The organism is Rossellomorea sp. QJM3NY_18, from assembly GCF_056173145.1.
Map to the genome: position 1 here is coordinate 3,653,008 of NZ_CM149659.1, position 21,391 is coordinate 3,674,398.

The 21,391-nt window shown below is 44.6% G+C and carries 22 protein-coding genes and 1 pseudogene; 14 read left to right on the plus strand and 9 right to left on the minus strand.

The features are described from left to right. Positions 1-37: 37 nt before the first annotated feature. The 3 genes from AC0VXY_RS18965 to AC0VXY_RS18975 are packed head-to-tail and all read left to right on the plus strand — an operon-like array spanning position 38 to position 3,752. Positions 38-1,543 (plus strand): spore germination protein, encoded by a 1,506-nt coding sequence (locus tag AC0VXY_RS18965; RefSeq protein ID WP_435989358.1) that lies wholly within the window; start codon positions 38-40, stop codon positions 1,541-1,543. Beyond that, positions 1,543-2,649, plus strand: a complete 1,107-nt coding sequence (locus tag AC0VXY_RS18970; RefSeq protein WP_475526165.1) for a GerAB/ArcD/ProY family transporter — start codon at positions 1,543-1,545, stop codon at positions 2,647-2,649. The genes AC0VXY_RS18965 and AC0VXY_RS18970 overlap by 1 nt, the downstream gene beginning before the upstream one ends. Continuing rightward, complete coding sequence (locus AC0VXY_RS18975) at positions 2,646-3,752, plus strand: Ger(x)C family spore germination protein (RefSeq protein WP_435989356.1); 1,107 nt, start codon at positions 2,646-2,648, stop codon at positions 3,750-3,752. The genes AC0VXY_RS18970 and AC0VXY_RS18975 overlap by 4 nt, the downstream gene beginning before the upstream one ends. A 41-nt stretch (positions 3,753-3,793) precedes the next feature. Here AC0VXY_RS18975 and AC0VXY_RS18980 read toward each other — a convergent pair whose 3' ends face one another. Beyond that, positions 3,794-4,834, minus strand: a complete 1,041-nt coding sequence (locus tag AC0VXY_RS18980) for an oxidoreductase (RefSeq protein WP_475526166.1) — start codon at positions 4,832-4,834, stop codon at positions 3,794-3,796. A gap of 124 nt (positions 4,835-4,958) precedes the next feature. Here AC0VXY_RS18980 and AC0VXY_RS18985 point away from each other — a divergent pair, with 124 nt between their 5' ends. Beyond that, entirely contained in the window at positions 4,959-5,273 is a 315-nt protein-coding gene (locus AC0VXY_RS18985; protein WP_435989354.1) for a thioredoxin family protein, read from the plus strand. Between the two features lie 49 nt (positions 5,274-5,322). Here AC0VXY_RS18985 and AC0VXY_RS18990 read toward each other — a convergent pair whose 3' ends face one another. Next, on the minus strand, positions 5,323-6,717 hold the full coding sequence (locus AC0VXY_RS18990; RefSeq protein ID WP_475526167.1) for an esterase/lipase family protein: 1,395 nt from the start codon (positions 6,715-6,717) through the stop codon (positions 5,323-5,325). Between the two features lie 172 nt (positions 6,718-6,889). On the opposite strand from AC0VXY_RS18990, the gene AC0VXY_RS18995 reads away from it, so the two are divergent. Together AC0VXY_RS18995 and AC0VXY_RS19000 are read left to right on the plus strand one after the other, a co-directional pair. After that, on the plus strand, positions 6,890-7,033 hold the full coding sequence (locus tag AC0VXY_RS18995) for a hypothetical protein (RefSeq protein WP_435989352.1): 144 nt from the start codon (positions 6,890-6,892) through the stop codon (positions 7,031-7,033). Between the two features lie 45 nt (positions 7,034-7,078). After that, positions 7,079-7,258: an H-type small acid-soluble spore protein gene (locus tag AC0VXY_RS19000; RefSeq protein WP_435989351.1), complete on the plus strand. Its 180-nt coding sequence runs from the start codon at positions 7,079-7,081 to the stop codon at positions 7,256-7,258. 51 nt (positions 7,259-7,309) lie between these two features. Here AC0VXY_RS19000 and AC0VXY_RS19005 read toward each other — a convergent pair whose 3' ends face one another. The 4 genes and pseudogenes from AC0VXY_RS19005 to AC0VXY_RS19020 all read right to left on the minus strand — a co-directional run bounded on the left by AC0VXY_RS19005 (position 7,310) and on the right by AC0VXY_RS19020 (position 13,027). After that, a complete protein-coding gene (locus AC0VXY_RS19005) occupies positions 7,310-8,689 on the minus strand; it encodes an alkaline phosphatase (protein ID WP_475526168.1) in 1,380 nt (459 codons plus the stop codon). Positions 8,690-8,831: 142 nt separating this feature from the next. Beyond that, complete coding sequence (locus AC0VXY_RS19010) at positions 8,832-9,689, minus strand: dimethylarginine dimethylaminohydrolase family protein (protein ID WP_475526169.1); 858 nt, start codon at positions 9,687-9,689, stop codon at positions 8,832-8,834. Between the two features lie 184 nt (positions 9,690-9,873). After that, positions 9,874-11,455 (minus strand): annotated as a pseudogene (locus AC0VXY_RS19015) (long-chain-fatty-acid--CoA ligase). Positions 11,456-11,587: 132 nt separating this feature from the next. Beyond that, a complete protein-coding gene (locus tag AC0VXY_RS19020; RefSeq protein WP_475527905.1) occupies positions 11,588-13,027 on the minus strand; it encodes a DEAD/DEAH box helicase in 1,440 nt (479 codons plus the stop codon). Positions 13,028-13,118: 91 nt separating this feature from the next. Between AC0VXY_RS19020 and AC0VXY_RS19025 the strand changes: the two genes are divergently transcribed. The 4 genes from AC0VXY_RS19025 to AC0VXY_RS19040 all read left to right on the plus strand — a co-directional run bounded on the left by AC0VXY_RS19025 (position 13,119) and on the right by AC0VXY_RS19040 (position 14,931). Continuing rightward, positions 13,119-13,574 (plus strand): hypothetical protein, encoded by a 456-nt coding sequence (locus tag AC0VXY_RS19025; RefSeq protein ID WP_475526170.1) that lies wholly within the window; start codon positions 13,119-13,121, stop codon positions 13,572-13,574. Between the two features lie 20 nt (positions 13,575-13,594). Beyond that, positions 13,595-13,957, plus strand: a complete 363-nt coding sequence (locus AC0VXY_RS19030) for a hypothetical protein (RefSeq protein WP_475526171.1) — start codon at positions 13,595-13,597, stop codon at positions 13,955-13,957. A gap of 60 nt (positions 13,958-14,017) precedes the next feature. Next, a complete protein-coding gene (locus AC0VXY_RS19035) occupies positions 14,018-14,569 on the plus strand; it encodes a flavodoxin family protein (RefSeq protein WP_475526172.1) in 552 nt (183 codons plus the stop codon). Positions 14,570-14,643: 74 nt separating this feature from the next. Beyond that, the gene (locus AC0VXY_RS19040) at positions 14,644-14,931 is read left to right on the plus strand and encodes a hypothetical protein (protein WP_475526173.1); all 288 of its coding nucleotides are present in this window, start codon (positions 14,644-14,646) and stop codon (positions 14,929-14,931) included. Here AC0VXY_RS19040 and AC0VXY_RS19045 read toward each other — a convergent pair. Further along, on the minus strand, positions 14,834-15,892 hold the full coding sequence (locus AC0VXY_RS19045) for a nuclease-related domain-containing protein (protein ID WP_475526174.1): 1,059 nt from the start codon (positions 15,890-15,892) through the stop codon (positions 14,834-14,836). The genes AC0VXY_RS19040 and AC0VXY_RS19045 overlap by 98 nt on opposite strands. A gap of 253 nt (positions 15,893-16,145) precedes the next feature. Further along, complete coding sequence (locus AC0VXY_RS19050) at positions 16,146-16,574, minus strand: MarR family winged helix-turn-helix transcriptional regulator (RefSeq protein ID WP_475526175.1); 429 nt, start codon at positions 16,572-16,574, stop codon at positions 16,146-16,148. Positions 16,575-16,745: 171 nt separating this feature from the next. On the opposite strand from AC0VXY_RS19050, the gene AC0VXY_RS19055 reads away from it, so the two are divergent. Both AC0VXY_RS19055 and AC0VXY_RS19060 read left to right on the plus strand, forming a co-directional pair. Further along, positions 16,746-17,168, plus strand: coding sequence for an organic hydroperoxide resistance protein (locus tag AC0VXY_RS19055; protein ID WP_435989341.1), 423 nt, complete (start codon positions 16,746-16,748; stop codon positions 17,166-17,168). A gap of 127 nt (positions 17,169-17,295) precedes the next feature. Further along, entirely contained in the window at positions 17,296-18,486 is a 1,191-nt protein-coding gene (locus tag AC0VXY_RS19060; RefSeq protein ID WP_475526176.1) for an NAD(P)/FAD-dependent oxidoreductase, read from the plus strand. Between the two features lie 45 nt (positions 18,487-18,531). Here AC0VXY_RS19060 and msrA read toward each other — a convergent pair whose 3' ends face one another. Beyond that, the gene (gene msrA / locus AC0VXY_RS19065) at positions 18,532-19,650 is read right to left on the minus strand and encodes a peptide-methionine (S)-S-oxide reductase MsrA (protein WP_475526177.1); all 1,119 of its coding nucleotides are present in this window, start codon (positions 19,648-19,650) and stop codon (positions 18,532-18,534) included. A 157-nt stretch (positions 19,651-19,807) separates the two neighbouring features. Here msrA and AC0VXY_RS19070 point away from each other — a divergent pair, with 157 nt between their 5' ends. Further along, on the plus strand, positions 19,808-20,890 hold the full coding sequence (locus AC0VXY_RS19070) for an MBL fold metallo-hydrolase (protein WP_475526178.1): 1,083 nt from the start codon (positions 19,808-19,810) through the stop codon (positions 20,888-20,890). Positions 20,891-21,051: 161 nt separating this feature from the next. Then, positions 21,052-21,339 (plus strand): spore coat protein, encoded by a 288-nt coding sequence (locus AC0VXY_RS19075; protein ID WP_435989337.1) that lies wholly within the window; start codon positions 21,052-21,054, stop codon positions 21,337-21,339. The last annotated feature ends 52 nt before the right edge of the window (positions 21,340-21,391 follow it).

Below are 21,391 nucleotides of genomic sequence, written 5' to 3' on the forward strand. Positions count from 1 at the left end.
TACAGGATAGACCACACATCGGACATGAGGGATTAGTATGTTTTCATTCTTTAAGAACCAGAAAAGCAGTGATAAGGACAGTAAGAAACAATCATATGAGAGTCTGAAAAAGGAAGCGGAGAAATCTGCCGATTATAAACAGGCCTTTTACCAGAATCCACATACAGGGCTGAAGTTCAGTCTTCACTTCGTCACGACGTTGATTGATGGAAAGATCCTGCAGGAGGATGTCCTTCCTTCATTACTTTCAAAGGATTTTCACTCTTTCGATGATCTAAAAACACTGGTCCCTGTATTGGATATTCAAATTTCCACAGATGAAACCCAAATCGAACAGAAATTGTATAACGGATATACCCTCCTGACAATGGATGCCTCCAACAGAAAATTCGCCTTCATCGCGACGAAGAACGAAATGGGAAGGAAAGTCTCTCAGCCGGAAGTAGAGTTCAGTGTCGTCGGACCAAAGGAAGCATTTGTAGAGTCTCTCAGTGATAATCTGAACCTGCTTAGAAAGCGACTTCCCATCAAGGAAATGTTAGTGGAAGAATTCAATCTGGGAACACTCACCCATACCCGGGTTGTGTTGCTCTATATTGATGGATTGGCAGATGAAGCAAACGTCAATACGGTCCGGCAGCGATTACGAGATATTGATTTTGATCAAATCATGGACAGTTCATTCGTTGAACAGCTGATTGCCGATAATGGTAAGTCACCCTTCCCGCAACTATTGGACTCGGAACGCCCAGACCGGGTAGCGTCCGTACTTGCGGAAGGCAAGATTGCCATCATGGTGGATGGATCTCCGCATGCTCTGATCGGCCCGACCACGCTCGTAGAATTTTTTAACGCATATGAAGATTATTTCTTAAATTTCTTCATTTCTTCTTTCTTGCGCCTGGTTCGTGTATTTGCAGTGGCATTCTCCATTTTGATCACACCCATTTATGTTGCGGCCCTAACCTATCATTATGAGCTCATACCGAAAGATTTAATGGCTACACTCATCACTTCAAGACAAGAAATCCCGCTGCCCCCTATTCTCGAAGCATTGTTTCTTGAATTGACGATCGAACTGCTGCGGGAAGCAGGGGCACGCCTTCCGACCAAGGTCGGTCAGACAATCGGTATCGTTGGAGGTATCGTTATCGGGACGGCGTCCGTTGAAGCGGGGATCACGAGTAACGTTCTGCTCATATTGGTGGCACTTGCTGCCCTTGCTTCTTTTACCACTCCCGTTTACCGGATGAGTAATACAATCCGTCTACTTCGTTTTCCCTTCCTCTTATTCGCGCAACTTTGGGGATTGTTGGGGATCGTTTATTGTTTCTGCCTTCTAATGGGACATCTCCTGCAATTGACGTCTCTGGGCAGACCGTTTTTAGAACCTATTTTCCCACCTCGGGTAAAAGACTTGAAAGATGCACTCATTCGCCTTCCCTTCAGCAGGCAAGGCGGCCGTCCGGAATATTTACGCACGAAGAAACCGTTCAGGTTCCCTCCGTCCGAAGGGAAGAAAAAGCTTGATATTGATGAATAATGGTTGGAGGTGATCAAATGCAGCCGATTCCAGATAGAAGAAAAATATCGCCGTTCATGGTCTTCTTTCTCATTCATGCCATTCAAGTAGGGGCCGGAGTCCTTGGATTCCAACGTATCATTTCAAAAAATGCGGGCTACGATGGATGGATTTCTGTCATTCTTGCAGGTGTTTTCACTCACGTTATCATGTTTATGATGTATCAAATTTTAAATAGAGTGGAAGGAGATCTCGTAACTGCCCACACTCTGGCATTTGGAAAATGGCTCGGGAAAGTATTCAGTCTCTTCTTCGTCATCTATTTCAGCTTGCTGGTGATCACCATTATGCGTACGTATATTGAGGTATTACAGGTGTGGATGTATCCGAGATTGAGTACGTTCTTCTTTTCGTTGCTCTTTCTCGTGCTTGTTTATTATATTGTCAACGGCGGGGTACGTACCGTGACCGGAACGGCCTTTTTTGGAATCTTTCTTCCCAGTTATCTCATATTAACGTTTGCCTTCACCTTTAAATATGCAGACTTTGGAAATATCCTGCCAGTCTTCGATCATACGGTGAAAGATCTATTAATTTCCACTAAGAACATGTCCCTGACGTATTTAGGCTATGAATCCATTTTACTTCTTTATCCTTTTGTAAAAGAGGCTAAGAAATCTCAAAAGTATGCCCACTGGGCGCTCTTTACGACCACTACCCTTTATACGATATTAGCCATTATTTCTTTTGCGTTTTTCAGTCAGAAACAGTTGGAAAAGACCGTATGGGCCACTCTGTCCATGTGGAAGATCGTCGAAATGCCGTTTGTGGAACGATTTGAGTATATCGGCATTGCCAATTGGTGCTTGATCATCCTTCCAAACGTATGTATTGCGATTTGGTGTGCCAGCAGAATCTTAAAACGGATGACTCCACTGAAACACAGGCATACATTATTGATCGTCTGCCTGCTATGCTTATCCGCCCTCACCTTTTTCGCTGACCGGAAGCAAGTGAACTTCCTGAATACAGTATCAGGGCAGATTGGATTTTATATCAACTATTTTTACATTCCTGCTCTTCTGTTGCTTGTGATCATCATGAAGAAAGTGAGGAGTAAACAATGAAACGTACATATTTTCTCACAGCTATTCTCATTTGTTTCTTATTTCTGACAGGGTGTGTGGAAAAGGAAATCCTGGACGATTTATATATCGAAACAGGGAAAGCCTACGACTATGTAGGGGAGGATAGAATCAGGGGCACCGCCCTCTTCCCGATTTACTTATCCGATAAATCGATTCAAAACGGGACGCTGTCAGCAGAAGCCTCCTCTACGAGGGAAGTGCTCGAAAAATTGGAAAGAAGATCACAGCAGCCCCTGGTCCGCGGAAGCCTGGACGTTGTTTTAATAGGGGAGGATCTTGCCAAAAAGGGAATCATCGATATCGGTGACTCCCTTCAAAGGGATGCGAGTGTCGGGGCTAGGCTCTTTCTGACTGTGACTGAAGGAGAGGCCGGAGAGCTCATTAAAGGGAACTATGGATTGAGAGGAAATGGGACATACCTATCCAATTTGATTCAACATAATATCTCACGGAGGGAATTGCCTGCAACCAACCTTCATATGTTCATATATGATTATTTCCAGGAAGGCCAGACACCTTATCTGCCGATTTTGAAGCAGCTTTCCAATGAAAGTGTGGCTATTACAGGCATAGCTTTATTTAATAAAGATAAGATGGTTTCGAAAATCCCTGCTAAAGATATGTTTTTCTTCAAACTGCTGGTGGATAAGTATGCTGAAGGAAGTCATGTCATTAAGTTGGGAGAAGAAAAGAGCAGCGGTCACGCGGAAAAGTCCATCGAAGCCTCTGTAACCAGCCTCATCTCCAAGAACAAAATTATCGTCAAGCATGATGCCGATCCTGTAGAAGTGACGATTCGCATCAAAATTCGAGGGATCATCCGTGAGTATACCGGTAAAAGATTGACTCCTGATAAAGTCATTGAAGTGGAGAAACAAATGAAAAAGGATATTGAAGAAAATGGAATGAGAATGCTGAAAGAATTTCAGGACCTGGGAATTGATCCTGTCGGCATCGGTCAAATCCAAAAGCACGGCGTACGGGGATTTGATTTCAAGGAATGGAAAGACAGTATATATCCGCGTGTGAAATTCAATATTGAACCCAACGTTCAGATTTTGGAAGCAGGGACGGTGGAATAGGATATGGAAAAGGCTCCCTGTACGTCAGGGAGCCCTGTTTTTCAGTTCATATTGATGACGCGTCCAGTTGCTGCACTTTCTTTACATGCTTCGATTATGGTGATGACTTGTAAAGCATCTTCAGGGTCGACGGGTAGAGACGAATTCTCTCTTACCGCCCCGTACACACCCAGGTAAAATTGAGTGTAGTCCCCTTTCTCAGATGGAATGACTTCAGATGTCACCTTTTCACCGGAGATGGTCGTAAGGACACCCCAGTTTTCTTCGTCTTCGACTCCCCACTGTTCAGAAACAGGATTCTTTCCTGCCTTGAGATCATCCTCCTGACGGTCCATACCATGCTTCACAAAGCTGCCTTTCAGTCCATGAACCTGATAGCGGGGGCCCGGATCAAGTACGATCGAACGTGAATAGAGTTGCACTCTCATTACGTCATATCCCAGGGTGATGAGGAAGTAGTCCTCTGCCTTATCCGTATCTCGTTGCGGGAACACATCAGCCTGCACCCATTCCGGTGCACCGAACAGGGTGAGAGCCTGATCCAACAGATGAGACCCAAGATCATAAAGGACGCCTCCCCCTTCGATCTTATTCTCTTTCCACCTGTCCTTGATGGTCGGACGGAACCGGTCAAAGTGCGCTTCGTATGTAAAAATCTGTCCAAGTGTTTCTTCTTTCAGCAATTGCTGAATCGTTAAGAAGTCGGCATCCCAGCGCCGGTTATGGAAAACAGAGAGGTGCAGCCCTTTTTCTTTCGCCAGGGCCAATAACTCCTTCCCGTCCCGGCTATTCGTTACAAATGGCTTCTCTACGATCACATGCTTACCGGCTAATAATGATTGCTTGATCATATTGTAATGAAGGTGATTGGGAGTGGTGATGACCACTAATTCGATGTCTTCCTGAAGCAGGTCCTCAAGGGAAGGCACGACGATCGTCCCCTCAAGATCGTTTACTACTTTTTCTTCATTGGAAGACATGACCGCTTCTATATGAAATTCCTCTAAATGAGAGAGTAAAGGACGATGAAAGCTTTGTCCTGAAAAACCGTATCCTGCTAAACCGACTTTAATGGGTTGCATAATGTCACCTTTTTCTTTCAAAATGTATTCTCATATTATCATGTACAAGATCAGTCGAAAAATGATTCGTTTTACAATCAGTCTCTGTTTTGTATAAAATAAGTGGGAAAGGGAGGTTATCATCATGCAATCAATCAAAAATAAAGAAACCTTTGACGATCTTATTACATCAACAGAACCTGTCATCGTAAAATTCCATGCAGACTGGTGCCCTGACTGCCGTCGTATGGATATGTTCATTGATGAAATCATGGAAGAATTCAATCAATATAAATGGTATGACATCAATAAGGACGAATTCCCGGAAATCGCCGAGAAATACGACGTCATGGGAATCCCAAGCCTGCTCGTCTACAAAAATGGCGAAAAAATCGGCCACCTGCACAGCGCCAACGCCAAATCACCAGAACAAGTGACAGAATTCCTGAACACCTTATAATGTTAAAGGTCCGTCCCTCTTTTGCATAGGGACGGACCTTTGTTATCGTTTAATAGATATTTCCCTTTCCATCTACATACACTGTCTGAACCATCGTTCGTTGGAAGTCGCTTCCCTGCTCCGTTTTCCCTTCCAGGTCTGTGGTGATGTTGTGGATACCTTCTTCAAAGTCCGCCAGGGGCAAAGATGACAGATCTTCTGAAGTGATGAGTGTCGAAGGTTTCTTTCCACTTTTCATCGGTAAATGGTGGATGGTATAGGTCTTCTTAACTGAAGGGGCACCCCCATTCAGTGCGTTCACGAGAGAAGCCCCCCCACTCTTTTTATGAAATAGAATGCTCAGCATATAATGTTCTTTTTGACGGGATACAGCCTTCACTTCCCAACTCCCTGGAACGGGTTTTGTCAGAAGGATGGAATGATGATGCGCCCCGGGGAAATAGCCTGTGGCATCTAAAGCGACATTCCAGTTCTTATATTCCTTGCCATCGGGGCCGATAAGCTTATAAACTGTACTTTTTTGATCACTGATCCAGTCTACCGTGATTCTCTCCACCCCTTCTTCAACAGAAAAGCTTTCCAATCCGATCCCTTCAAATTCCCCTCCTCTGTGAAGGACCGACGTCTCCCCTTCCAATGCCATTTCGTTCAGCTCCCCATATACTACATCCGTCACGTCTTCCTTATAAAGATCCTTTAAATTCGGGAAAATCTCACTGCCTTGTTTAATCGTTGTATGAGTCCAGTCCCCCACCGCCACTTCCTTCGCATATGAGAGCCTGGAGCTTTTCACCAGCACAGCCCCGTCACTTTGACCGAACCTGCTTAAATACAAACCTCCCCAAAATAATTCAGAATAGGCACCGCCCCAACCGGTGCCCCCAAATGTATAGATGGGGATTTTCTGCGTCAGATCAGATCCGTCCGTCTCAGCCCGAAATCCTTTCATATACGCGGTTTGCAATGAAAAGACGGCATTTGTCTTACTTTTCAACGCATCGGTCAGCCATCCTGCCCATTTACTGAAGGCAAGGTCTGCAAGCTCTGACCCATGATGGGGAGTCGAAAGTGTGATGACCCTTTCAACATACGGAGAAGCACCATAATGGACCAGTGCGGATTGGACATCGATCCCTCCTTTGCTATGAGTGACGACCACCATCTTTTCATTAAAAAACTCATACATCTCCAGGAGTTTCACAGCTAATATTTCACCGTTCCTCCACATATCTTCATCCGGATGTAAATCGATGAAGACCGATTGGTAACCGGCCCCACGGGTGATCGAAAGCATATCATTATCCTGGATCCACGTATCTGAAGAAGCATTGATCCCATGAACAAATAAGATGGGATATCCACTTGTATTCACTGCCTCTTCATCCATAAACCATCTGCCGGGTATTACTGTTTCCCTCTGGATTCCTTCAACCTTCTCATGCATCTGCCTTGCCTCCCTTTAAATAGACGTTTTCTTCATTATCGTTTAGTAGGGATGAATTTTCATCATGATTGTTAAATACAGGAAGAAAGACATATGTTCAAAAAAATGATTGAATAGTCCCCATGCCATTATCGAAAACTAATAATCATCAGACTAATTTGGAGGGATTCCTTTGACAAAGAAAAACAACAAGGGCAGTGCAAACCAAAACTCGCCTAAACGCGGCACGACAGAGTTCGCAAATGAAATCACAAGTGGTGACAACAGCAAGGGGAATAAGCATAATAAAGATCAGAAAAATAAAACAAAGAAATAAACTGCAGGTAATTTGTCTTGAAATGAGACGAGAGGTGGATTGAATATGGATCAGAATCGAGTCAAACAAATTTTATCTTCTTCAGCTGACATCCAGGTCAAATACAAGGATGCTTCCGTCTGGATCGACTCTGTCAAAGAAGATGGAAAAACAGCCGTTGTGCACCTTCGCGGACCACTGGAAGAACGTTCAGAAGTCAGCATTTCAGATTTAGAAGAAGTATAATAAAAGAAAAGACCACGTCGGGGACCCCCAACATGGTCTTTTTCAGTCGAATTATTTCTTATCTTTGATTTTGCCTTTATTCTTCAACAATTCAAAAATCATATTTGCTTGATCTGTGTTGTCAATCAAGCCTGCAAATTTCTCCTTCTGAGGACCGAATGCATATACAGGTACGTCGTCACCAGTATGTCCGTCCGTTGTCCAACCCGTACCTGAACGTTTATCAAAAATTTTCTCGATCGCATTATCGATTTCCGTTTGATCGCCTTTTTCAGCAGCTGATTTCACTGAATCGATTTCTTCCTGAGTCAATTCAAGGTCGATATTGTTCGCTAACGTTTCTTCAACCGATGCACCATTTACTATCTGTTCTGCCATATAGTCAGGGGTATGCTTTGCAGCCTGGATTGGAGCTGGATCCCAGTTGTATTCACCGTCAGAACCAATCGAGATACCACCCGTTGAATGGTCAGCCGTCACGATGACCAATGTTTCACCATTTTCTTTCGCAAAATCCCTTACTTTTTCAAATGCTTGTTCAAAATCTCTCATTTCGCTCATGGCACCGACTACATCATTATCATGACCGGCCCAGTCGATCTGACTGCCTTCCACCATCAGGAAGAAACCATCTTTATCGCCTTTCAAACGGTCCAGGGCAGATGTTGTCATGTCAGCTAAGCTTGGCTGCTTCTCATCACGGTCGATCATCTTGTCCATTCCGGATTCAGCGAACAGACCAAGAATTTGATCATTCTTATCTTTTTTAAGCTCATCAGCTGATTTCACATAGCTGTAACCGTCTTTTTTGAACTGTTCTGCCACATTGCGGTCATCACGTTCGAAGAAATCGGTACCGCCACCAAGCATGACATCAATCTTATGCTTACCATTGATCATTTCATCATAATAATCGTTGGCAATCGCATCTTCACTCTTGCGTGACTCTTCATGTGCTCCGTAAGAGGCAGGGGTTGCATGGGTGATTTCTGACGTAGAGACGATTCCTGTAGACATGTTATTTTCCTTCGCCTGCTCCAGAACCGTTTTTACATCTGATTTATCATTATCTACTGCTATCGCGTTATTATATGTTTTCACTCCACCGCTCATCGCTGTTGCGGCAGCCGCAGAGTCGGTTACGTTCTCTTTTTCATCTTCAGGATACGTCGTTTGTAGTCCGACAAGGTAAGGATCAAATGCCGTCTTCTCCATTTCCATCGTATCAGGATTGTCATTCATATAACGAAGGCCGGTAGTGTAAGGTACACCCATTCCATCACCGATCATAAAGATGACGTTCTTGGCTTTGCCGTTTTTAGATTCCTTCACGCTTGCTTCTGTGTCGTCCTGATTCATTCCTATGACGCTTCCAAGAGCTAATGTGGATACGACCGCCAACGGAAGGATCTTCTTCATTGATTTCTTCATTTTCCCTACCTCCTATAATTCGTGGTACATGTAGAAGAATAAAGGGTAAATATGAAGAACCATTTACGAAACGAATACAGGAGAGTAAAGCTTATGTAAATTGAAAAAAAAACAGGCAAAAAGTCACCTGTTTTTTTCAATATCATTCTCTTATAAGGGGAAGAGTACAGCAACGGAATGACCCGCCTGACTTGATGATTTCAGACAAATCCAGTTCGATCACGTCAAATCCTTCCGCTCTGATCCGCTCATTTAAGGCTTGGTTTTGGGTGAGACTGATGATTTTCTGATTTCCGATTGCCAATACATTCGGTCCCATTTGAAATTGTTCTTCATCAGTCACTGTGATGATGTTGTAGTGCTTCTTGATGGTCTCGAGATCCTCTTTGGTGAATGCCGGCGGATACACAAGTGCCCATTCACTGGAAATGATGGTGAATACACAATCCAAATGGAGGATGTCTTCCCTTAATGGAAGTTCATGAACGGTATAGGGTGTGAGCTGATTCCTCAGGGATTGGATCGCCAGCTGATTCGTTCGACCGCTCACGCCGATCCAGATATTTTCCTCATCAACGAGTACATCCCCACCTTCAATGGAATGGAGAAGTTCGTTATAAGGCACCTCATTTTCTTCCAGCCAGTGCTTGAGGGTTTTCACTTCCCCCCTCCTGACATCCGTATTCATCGATGCGACGAAAAACTGATCATGAATCGTGAAACCGATGTCTCTCGTGAAGACTTGTTCATTGAATTCAGGCGATGGTTGAAGATGGATCACCTCAGATCCATTTTCCTCCAACGCTTCAACAAATGTATTATGTTGGGAAACAGCTTTATCTATATCAATATTTTCTTTCAAAAAATGCTTTTGAGTCTCATTTATGATTTCATTGATTTGCATATTTTCAGGTGAAACCACTACTACTTTCTTTAACTTTCCATACTCATTGGTACAATGCGTTTTTGATTTTGGAACCAACGGGGAATTTAAACTCATCTTTACGCCCTCCAATTATCTACTCTTAGAAACTGCTTTTCCCTGTTATTATGAAGATAAAACGTCCTTTTTATAACTTATGCTGCCTAAGCCTTAACAGAGACGACAAGCAGCACCGATGGATGAAATAAGGGCATTTGTCCACATAAAATAGAAAAGGCGTGCAGCTGCACGCCTTTTCCCATTAATGAACCATCCGATCATGGTCCTTCCAAAACTCTTTTCGGATCACCACTTTTTGGATCTTTCCTGATGCGGTTTTAGGTAATTCTTTCGCAAAAGTAATGCTCTTTGGTGCCTTGAAATGGGCAAGCTTTTCTCTCGTGAAGTCGATCAGGTCCTGCTCTGTCAATGTGTGACCGTCTCTTAGAACCACCACTGCATGGGGAACTTCCCCCCCATCGTTCATGTGGAATGGCCACGACCGCTGCTTCGAGGACACCTTCATGCTCGTAAAGGGCTTCCTCTACCTCAATGGAAGAGATGTTTTCTCCGCCGCTTATGATGACGTCTTTCATCCGGTCGACGATTTCGATGTAGCCATCTTCATCGACCGTCGCCATATCTCCCGTATGCAGCCAGCCTTCCCTGATCGTTTGATTGGTGGCTTCCGGATTTTTATAATATCCTTCCATCACCGTATTGGTCCTCGTCACGATTTCGCCAATCGTTTTTCCATCATGAGGCACCTCTTCCCCCAGTTCATTGACCACCTTCACCTTACTCCCGATCATGCTGTATCCCGCTTTCGCCTTCAGGCGGTATGTTTCTTCCTTAGGCCGGGCCTGTTCCGAAGATCTTAATATAGAAGTCGTGATAAGGGGTGAAATTTCCGTCATCCCGTAGACCTGAATGAATTCCCACTTTAGATTTTCCTCCACTTTCCGGACGAATGCCGGAGGAGGGGCAGACCCGGCAATGACAACCCTTACATTTTGTCCGATGGAACGCTCCCTGTCCGGATAGGACTCGAGGAGCATGTTAAGGACGGTCGGTGCCATATGCATAACGGTCACATCATGCTTCTCCACTTTATCGAGTATCACTTCAGGATCCACTTTTCTAAGCATCACCTGGGTCGCGCCATTGGCCGTATAATAAAATGGTGACCCCCAACCGTTCACATGGAACATCGGCAGGACGTGAAGAAGCGTATCCTGATCCGTCACCCGCAAATGGTGCATGGACGATAGGGCATGCAAATAATTGGACCTGTGTGTGAGGAGCACTCCCTTCGGATCCCCCGTCGTCCCACTCGTATAAAGAAGGGACGCAATATCCGACTCTTCCAGTTCTACACGGGTGAAAGTCTCGCGACTGAAGGAGCCACGCCACTCTTCATAGCCCCGATGGCCGTCCATCGTTTTACCGTGAATGATCACATGCTTCAAGTGAGGGACCTCTGATAGAATCGGCTTGACTAACGGATAGAGCTCCTCATCGACAAACAAGGCCTTACTCTCACTGTGGGTGAGGATAAATTGATAATCGGCAGGCTTTAATCTGGTATTCAAAGGCGTCATGACTCCTCCGACAGAGTAGACGCCATAAAATCCTTCCAGCATCTCGGTTGTATTTGGAGCAAGATACGCCACCTTATCCCCTTTTTCTATCCCGAATTCCTTCAGTCCCCTTCCCAGCTGATTCACCCGGTCACCGAGCTGCTTATACGTCAAACGCTTTTCATCATCGATGATCGCTACCTTATCCCCGTATAACTCCACTGCCCGATCCAGAAAATCCGTTAACACCAATGACACGTGCATATGTACATCATCCCCTCTATTTATAGATCATATATGGACTATATTAACAGATTCGGACTATTTATGGGAATATTCAGATATCAATACCATCTAAAAAAGCATGATGACTTTCTCGTCACCATGCCTAAGAAATTAGCGTCCTCTTCGATTCGAAGTGGATCTGCTGCCACTATTTCGTTGATTACCACTGTTGTTTCTTCCTGTTGACCCGCTTCGCTTACCGCGGGTGTTACCTGATGATTCACCACCACCGCGGCGGGGATTTGTGTCTTCACTCTTGGATCTTCGGCTGCGGGACGGACCATTCGTGTCACCGGTCCTGGATCTGCCACCCCGTGGAGACCTTGATTTTCTCTCCTTACTCGCTTGTATATTCTTTTCGCGGCGATCCTTTGCACTTTCATTTGTCCCTTTAGAGCTATGGGGAGTTTCTTTAGTAGCAACGACCTCTACCACTCGACGGGGCAATGAACGTCCGATGCCTTTCTCGATCATTTCCAGGTCCTGCTTATCCTTCAGGGCAACAAAGGTGATGGCAAGCCCGTCTTTCCCGGCACGGCCTGTGCGCCCGATTCTATGAATGTAGCTTTCCACATCTTGAGGGATATCATAGTTGAATACATGGGTCACTCCTTCGACATCAAGACCCCTGGCGGCCACATCCGTTGCGATAAGAAGTTGGAGCTTCGCGTCCCGGAACTTCTTCATCACATTTTCCCGTTTCGCCTGAGACAAGTCACCATGGAGTTCATCGACTAAAAAGCCTCTCGCTTTAAGATCTCCAAGCAGCTTGCTGACCCTCCTCTTCGTCCGGCAGAAAATGATACCGAGGAACGGCTGGACGTCGTGGATCGTCTGACTGAGGGCATCCAGCTTCTGCCGGTCCGTCGTTTCCACGATTTCCTGCTGGATTTCCTGCAAAATTTTTTCTTTTTCACGTATCTGCACATTATGAGGTTGATTCATATAGCGCTTCCCAATCTTACGGATCTCCTTGGACATCGTCGCTGAAAACAGGGCGGTCTGACGGGTGAACGGCGTCTCGCGGATGATTGATTCAACTTCATCAAAGAAGCCGATATGCAACATCTGATCCGCTTCATCCAATACAAGGAACGAAACATTCGAAAAATCGACCGTCTCCCGGCGCACATGATCAAGGAGTCGTCCCGGTGTACCGATCACGATATGAATCGCCTTATTCTTCAGTCGCTTAATCTGTTTCTCCACATCCTGGCCACCGTACACGGCTAATACATGTATGTTATCTTCCACAGAAGAAAGGATTTGATTCAATTCAGCGGTTACCTGAATCGCAAGCTCCCTCGTCGGAGTCACGATAAGAGACTGGATCTCATCTTTTTCCGGATCGATTTTCGCAAGCATAGGCAATAGAAATGCCATCGTTTTTCCTGTACCTGTCTGCGCCTGTCCAATCACGTCTTCTCCATTTAAGAGTACAGGGATGGTTTCAGTTTGAATCGGCGTCGGTTCTGTTATGGATTGTTCTTTTAAAGCATTAACGTACTTAGGTTGAATTCCTAAGGAAGTAAAATCATTCAATGGGGTCACCTCTTTGATACTCATTATACCCGTAATCCTCTATAGAAAATAGGGCGCTGTGTTATAATGGGAAAATCGTAAAATGAAATGAGGAATCACATTGCTGACATTTGAAAATAAATTAGCTCTCATAGAAGAGTTTCCCGAGCTTACACGAAAGGACGTTTCACTGAACCGGGTGAACTTCCACTTTGAAGACAGTCTCTATGAAAAAACGACTGTCGTCTATCACCTGCACCCGAACGGGAACGGATTTGTTTATACAGGCAATCTCTCCGGATATGAAGCGAATCCAAAAGGTCTTGTGAATATCCGTGATTTTTCGGCGGATGAACTGCGCGGAATCATTCGTGCGTCGATTGATCACTTGGCAACGGAAGAAGAAGTGGCACCTCCCGTGGAACAGTTATGGAAAGATGCGGAGGGCCATTCCCTTATGCTGATTGAAGAAGATGACCGCTGGAATATATATGCGGGTGATAACCTGGAAGACAGCTTTGGCGGGTATGATGAAGCAGCCCTGTATCTACGTGAAGAAGGATTCCGGAGACGGTAATATCCTGGGTGGCAAGAAGAATGAAAAAAGGACGAATCGGTGTGTCGATTCGTCCTTTTTTTGTCTTAGGGCAGCGTAGGTGTGGGGGGGATTCGTTCATGGTGCAGGGGCATCCGGTCCGGGTGAGGCCCGAGTGGGAAAGAATCCAGCCGATTTTCGAGAAAATCCAGCCGAAACGCGGATTAATCCGGCCGTTCTTGATGAAAATCCGGCCGGAATGCCCCAGAATCCAGCCGATTCCGAAAAAAATCCAGCCATTTTACTTTTATTCCCAGAAATCGCAACGCCAATCACTTTATTATAATCCGTCACCTGGTTCAGGTTGCTACTTTAATCTCCCCATCAATGGTATACTCATAACCATTAAAAACCTCATTCCATGAAGTTGGCATTAAAGACTGTTAAAGCTAAATATATTGAAATGTATAAAGGAGTGTTCATTAATGAAAGTACTGGCCCTATTAGGAAGCACACGAAAAAACGGGAACTCCGAATATCTTGCGAAAAAAATCGTCGAAGGCACCGACCATACCATTATTTCCCTTGCCGATCTGCATATTGAACCGATTGTAGACTTGCGTCACGCTGAAGGTGGATTCCTCCCTGTCGAGGATGATTATGAACAGTTGGTCCGGTTGATGGAAGATCATGACGTATTATTATTCGCCACCCCCCTTTACTGGTATGGCATGAGCGGCCCGATGAAGAACTTCTTCGACCGCTGGAGTCAGTATTTGCGCGACGAGCGCTTCAACCTGAAAGAAGAGCTTACGAAGAAAAAGGCGTACGTCGTGATTACGGGAGGAAGCTCCGCCAACATAAAAGGACTTCCCCTTGTTCAGCAATTCAATTACATTTTTGAATTTGTCCATATGGAATTCACAGATTATCTGATCGGTGCCGGCGTCAAGCCTGGTGAGATCGTGAACGATCCTGCCGCCCTGGAGAAGGCAGAGCGCTGGAACGCACGATTTAAAATGGATGATCCCTCTTAAGGGGTCATCTTTTTTTGTTAAACCACACACAATAAGGAAATAGTATGAACAAAACCTTTATTGGAGGCTTTAATATGGATTTCCCTACCATTCACACAAACTTCTGGGATGCTGTCATCGCCATTCCCGTCATTATCCTGTTAACCCAGCTAATAAAAGTCTTCTTTAAACCACGTGCTTTTCTAGTGCCGAATATTGCCGTACTACTCGGGCTTTTCATTTCGATTTTCATCAGCCACCGGGGGTATCTCGTCACTGGCATATTCATGGGTTTGTTTTACGGTTATGGGGCGATTGGGAATTACGCTTCTTTGAAGACTTCGGTGCTGGCGTTTCGGGGGGAGAAGGAGGAGTCTCGATGAGTGGTGACAAGTTGTATGCCCGGTCCCTTGTGGATCCCGTCGACGGAATACCCAATTTTTGCAGGAGTTTGCGCGCAGTTGAAGTGGACTCCAATTTTAAGAATTCCCTCGCTTGCTTGTTCGTAATAAAGGTATTTATCAGAAACGCATAATCTCTCAATGCATGAGTATGGGCATCCTTTTGAACGAATAAACAGCGCTCGCATCTCCATGTACCACTTATTCTCTCCATAGATCTGGACTGACATTGAACACAGTAAACTCCTTGAAGAATAAACGATTGTGAGATATTGAACTGTTTCAAGAGGTCATAGGATTGTGGTATGTGATGCTTCAAAAATGCTTTCGTCAATTTGGTTACTTGTTGAGGAGATAATGATGGATTTTGATGGGATTGGAAATAGCTTTCAATTTGGAAAAGGAGTTTTGCACTTCTTATCACCCTTTGATAAACGGAATGATCTTGCGAAGAATTTTTTATATGGGAATGTGGGTTGGTAAAGACTACAATGTTCTCGACAGGTATGGACGGGTAATTTCTTTCCACCAGCCACCTTTCAAGGTCCTTTTTTTGTCTGTGAGACTGGAGGATGGGATCCTGAAATACCTCTATTTTACCATTCAGGTTCCGGATCATTTGGTTATAGGTTGTATCAATATAAATTTCTCCTGCAATGTTCTTCATTTCTAAAATGAGAATGAAATTCCTATGAAGGATTAAAGTATCGATTTGGAAAAAGGCGGATTGAATAAAGAGGCGAAGATCGTGGAGAATCAAATATTCTTTTTCGGGGAGTCGATTCAAATAATAGTCCAAAGATAACTCCCCGTGGTATCCTGCCTTGAAATTTCCCAACTGATGCTCAATCTCATTTCTTCCGCTGAAGGATTTGGGTAAGCGCCGTAATAACACCTCAAGGTTTACGATGATACCAGGGGGTTCATGCTTTTTTACAATCAATAAGATCACTCCTTTAAGATAAGTAGGGTGTTGGGATGGTCTCAGGGGATGATTTTCATCATTTTTTGTTGAGAGTTCGGTCCAGACGGGAAAAATCCAGCCGCTTGTGATGGAAATCCAGCCGTTATGGGAGAAAATCAGCCTGAAACAAGGAGAATCCGGCCGTTATGAGACAAAATCCAGCCAAAACGGCTAAAATTCCAGCCGATATCCAAATTATAACAATTCCTGTCCAGAAATGACAATTATTATTTTACCCCTGCAGTTTCCCCAAAATCGTCGTCAGCGTCTGGTCCAACTTCGAAAGCTCGTCACCATCCATCTCAAGCCTCTCCAATAAACGGGTCGGGACGCATTCTGCTTTCTTCTTCAGGTCTCTCCCTCTATCGGTAAGACTGATGACGACACTCCGCTCATCCTCTTTCGATCGTTTCCGTTCGACAAGTCCGTTTGCTTCCATCCTCTTCAACATAGGGGTCAACGTTCCCGAATCCAGGAATAACTTCCTCCCGAGTTCCTTTACCGAAATCGTTTCTTCTTCCCATAACACGAGCAAAGCCAAGTATTGAGGATAGGTGACGCCGATTTCCTCCAATAAACTTCGGTAAAGTTTTGTGATTTCTCTCTCAGCTGTATATATTTTAAAACAGATTTGATTTTCCAATAAAAGTGGATCCTTCATACATGTCGATTCCTTTCTTGAACAAACTAATTGTGATTATCATACAAAAAAGAGGATCAATTATCAAATTAAATTGTACACAACTAAATCGTTGACAATTAAAATGAAATCCTTTATAGTTATTCTTGCAAAGTTAAATTGTACACAACTAAAAAAAGAGGAGTGAAAGAAATGAATGCATTATACACAGCAAAAGCAACGGCTAAAGGTGGCCGTGACGGAAAAGTAACAAGCAGTGACGGAGTATTGGATGTTGCGTTGGGCATGCCAAAAGCTCTTGGTGGTTCCGGGGCAGACGGGGAAACAAATCCTGAACAACTATTTGCAGCTGGATATGCGGCTTGTTTCGACAGCGCTCTTAACTTAGTGGCCCGTCAGGAAAAGAAAAAAATCCAATCCAATGTAACGGCTGAAGTTTCAATCGGGAAGGATACAGACGGAGGATTTAAATTAGGCGTTGTCCTCTCAGTTGCCGTAAATGGTGTAGAACTGGATGAAGCCAAACAACTAGTGGAAAAAGCACATGGTGTTTGCCCGTATTCAAAAGCGACAGATGGAAACATCGATGTAGAATTGAATACTGAATTATTTTAACGGATCAGGATGGGCGCATGCCCATCCTTTTTTTAAACGAGAACATCCCCAAAAAATTCATGTTTTAATCTTCACTCTTCAAGGGAATGGAATATAAATAAATTCATTACTCAATGGGGGCACCAGGATGAAATTACACAACGGTCAATTGTATTGGCCAACGACATTAAAAAATAGAAAAGAAGATTTTGATAAAAAGTATGATGCAGTCATCGTTGGAGGTGGTATGTCCGGGGCATTATGCGCCTATTCACTCGTACAGGAAGGCTTGAATGTCGCCATCATTGAAAAGCGGACGCTGGCTGCAGGGAGTTCATCCGCGAATACAGGGCTGCTTCAATTTTCCAATGACGTGATGCTCCATGATTTGATGGATCAGATCGGAGAGGACAAAGCAGTTCGCTTTTATTCCTTATGTTTGGAAGCAGTGGAGAATCTGGAGCAGGTAGCGATGAATTTACCGGTTTCTCCTGATTTCATCCGCAGGAAAAGCATTTACTATGCAAGCACATCCCGACATGTTTCAAAGTTAAAGAAAGAATATAAAACCTTGAATGAGCACGGCTTCCCTGTGGAATATTGGTCTCGTAAAGAGATGAAAGACCGCTTGCCTTTTTCAAAGCCCGGCGCGTTGATCACACATGGGGATGCAGAAGTGAATCCATACAAATTCGTGAATGGGATATTTGACTATTTAAAAGAAGGAAAGCAAACAACGATTTTTGAAAATCTCGAAGCAACAAGTATAGAAGAACATTCTACAGGTGTAAATATCCATACTCCTGATGGGATTATTCAAGCAACGCATTTGATTCATGCAACGGGCTATGAAACACCACCTTTAAATAAAAACATCGGCTCAGATATCAACAGATCCTACGCCATTGCGACAGAACCGATTGAAGACTTATCTCAATGGGATGACAGAGCGCTAATCTGGGAGACAAAGCGGCCTTATTTATACATGCGCACTACGGTAGATAACCGGATTATTGCCGGCGGATTAGACGAAGACCCTGCAGAGGCGCCTCAAAGTGAGAAGAAAATTGAAAAACGCGGAAAGCGGATCGAAAAAGAAGTTCAGAAACTGTTTCCCGACCTGAAGATCAAGATGGACTATGCATGGGGGGCGAGCTTCGGGGAGTCCCTGGACAACCTTCCCTATATCGGAAAACATCCCGACAAAGACAGGATTTATTATCTGCTCGGTTATGGCGGAAACGGTACCGTATACAGCATGCTAGGAGCCAACATCCTGCGGGACCTCATCCTCGACCGTCCCAACCCGGATGCAGAGATCGTCAAATTGGACAGATGAATGATAGGGACGGACCTTCAATAAAGGTCCGTCCCTCACTTCTATCTAGAATTGAGACAAGAATTCACCGTACCCCTGCTCCTCCAATTCATTCTTCGGCACAAATCGAAGAGCTGCTGAATTCATGCAATATCTTAATCCTGTTGGTTTCGGGCCATCATCGAATACATGACCCAGGTGGGAATCCGCGTGTTTACTCCTGACTTCCGTCCGCACGGTGAACCATGCGCGGTCCTCCATTTCCACAATATTATCTTCCACGAGGGGCTTTGTGAAACTCGGCCACCCTGTTCCACTTTTGTATTTATCCTTCGAACTGAATAGAGGTTCACCGGAGACGACATCCACATAGATGCCTTCTTCCTCGTTGTCCCAATATTCATTCTTGAATGCTTCCTCCGTGGCATCTTCCCGGGTGACTTTGTATTGGATATCCGTCAATTTTTCTTTTAATTCATCATCTGTAAAAGAGGGATAAAGAGAATTGGTCTGGAGTTCTATATGGCGTTCATCGCCCCACGCTTTCTCCAGAAAATCATCCCTGCCTGAATTGCTTCTATAAAATTTATAGCTGAGTTTATTTTTCTTATAGTAATCCTGATGGTACTCTTCGGCTTTGTAAAACGTTTTGGCCGGCTGGATCTCCGTTACCACTTCTCCATCAAAACGCCCTGAAGCTTCCAATTCCTTTTTTGATTTCTGAGCGGTCTTCATCTGTTCTTCACTATGATAGAAAATCCCGCTCACGTACTGGGGTCCACGGTCGACGAATTGACCACCGGCATCCGTCGGATCGATTTGCCTCCAGAAGACTTTCAATAATTGCTCATAGGTGATCACGTCAGGATCGTATTCAATTTGAACCGCTTCAACATGTCCCGTCTGTTCGGAGGACACTTCATCATAGGTCGGATTTTTTTCTTCACCGCCTGTATATCCCGAAATGACAGAGTATACGCCGTCCAGTTTTTCAAAGGGCGGTTCCATACACCAGAAGCAACCACCCGCAAAGGTCGCAAGTGCATGGTCTTCATCGATCGTCTCCGATTTCACCGCTTCACTCCCCAACGATTTCTGGGTAATGCTTGCATACAGTTTCGGTCCGAAAAATGCCCCAAGAGCCACTATGAATATAAGACCGATTCCAATCAATATCTTTTTCATCGTTTCTCCTCCCCGCCATTTTTCTCTTACCTTCATTGTACCGTTTGTCTTTTCGTCTTGCGAAGATGAATCGGTTTTCTCCTTTTAACGATGAGAACCCTGTCTTTGGACAGGAACGTATGAATCTGCGATAGTAATAGCTAAAAGGAGAATATTCATGACCACTATTCTCATAATACTATTCGCTTTCCTATTGACCGCCTTTCTGATTGTAAAATACTCCCCCGCATTTGGTAAAAAACCTGCAGGTGAACGGGTTCATACCTCTCCTCAGTACTCACAAGGATCCTTTCAAAACTCGACGCCGACTTCTATGGACACGAGCTTTTCTTCATCCGTTTCAATGATTCGCGATCTCGTAAAACGAAACGCTAATCGCAAACCTGATGTCGATCTTCCAAGAGTCGCTTTCCCATCTTTTTCCCACCCCCATCCTGTGACAAATGTTACGTGGTTCGGACATTCTGCAGCCATACTTGAAATGGACGGGAAGAGACTGCTGCTTGACCCCATGTTTGGCAGTGCTCCCTCCCCGTTTCCATGGGTAGGGGGGAAAAGGTACAGCAGGGAGCTCCCCTTTCAACTCGATGAACTGCCTTCCATCGATGCTGTGGTTTTTTCCCATGATCACTATGATCATCTTGATTACGGAACGATTCGAAAGCTCCGCAACAAAGTGACGCAATTCTTCGTTCCCCTTGGGGTAGGTAGTCATTTGGAGCGGTGGGGAATCCATCCCGATCACATAGTGGAGCTTGATTGGTGGGATGAAGTGGAATGGGCCGGTCTAACAATAGCCTGTACTCCTGCCCGACACTTCTCCGGTAGAAGCCTGAATGACCGGAACGCTTCCTTATGGGGTTCGTGGTGTATCAGGGGGATAGCGTCCAACATCTTTTTTAGTGGGGATAGTGGGTATGGTCCGCATTTCAAAGAGATTGGTGAAAAGTACGGTCCTTTCGATTTGACCATGATGGAATGCGGACAGTATGACCCCAGATGGGCACCGATCCACATGCTTCCGGAAGAGACGGTCCAAGCCCATCTTGATGTAAAAGGGAAATGGCTCCTGCCCATACATTGGGGTGCTTTCACATTATCTTTCCATGAATGGACCGATCCGATTGAACGCGTCACGAAATGCGGAAAAGAACGGAATGTCCCCATTGTAACGCCTAAAATCGGGGAAACGTTTCTTGTAGAGGGAGATTCATTCCCATCTTCGAAATGGTGGGAATGAACAAACAATCGAACCCAATCCATATCCTATTAGATATTCAAATCTTCTCCTGACTTCCCCCTGGGTACTTTTTCATAAAATCTCTCTATCTGGGTAAATGCCTATACCAATCCAACTCAAAACGAATACTCATAACCTAGATAGAGAGGAGGTTTTATGCTATGAATGATTTTCAAGCAGGCAACGAAACGTTTGTAGACTATAATGATTACCGCCGACCAATCGGACGGGTAGGCTTCGGAAGGCCGGGATTTGGAGGGTTCGGGAGACCAGGGTTCGGCTATGGCGGATTTGGAAGACCAGGATTTGGATTCGGCTTCAGTCCGTTTGTGGGAGGACTTGCCGGTGGATTATTAGGAGCAGCATTATTGAGTCCAGGTTATGGGTATGGTTACGGGTATGGCTATCCGCCGCCTTATTATGGTTATTCACCATATCCTTATTATTAATTTCATATAAATTGAACGGGAACCTTGTCGTGAAAGCGCAATAGGTTCCCTT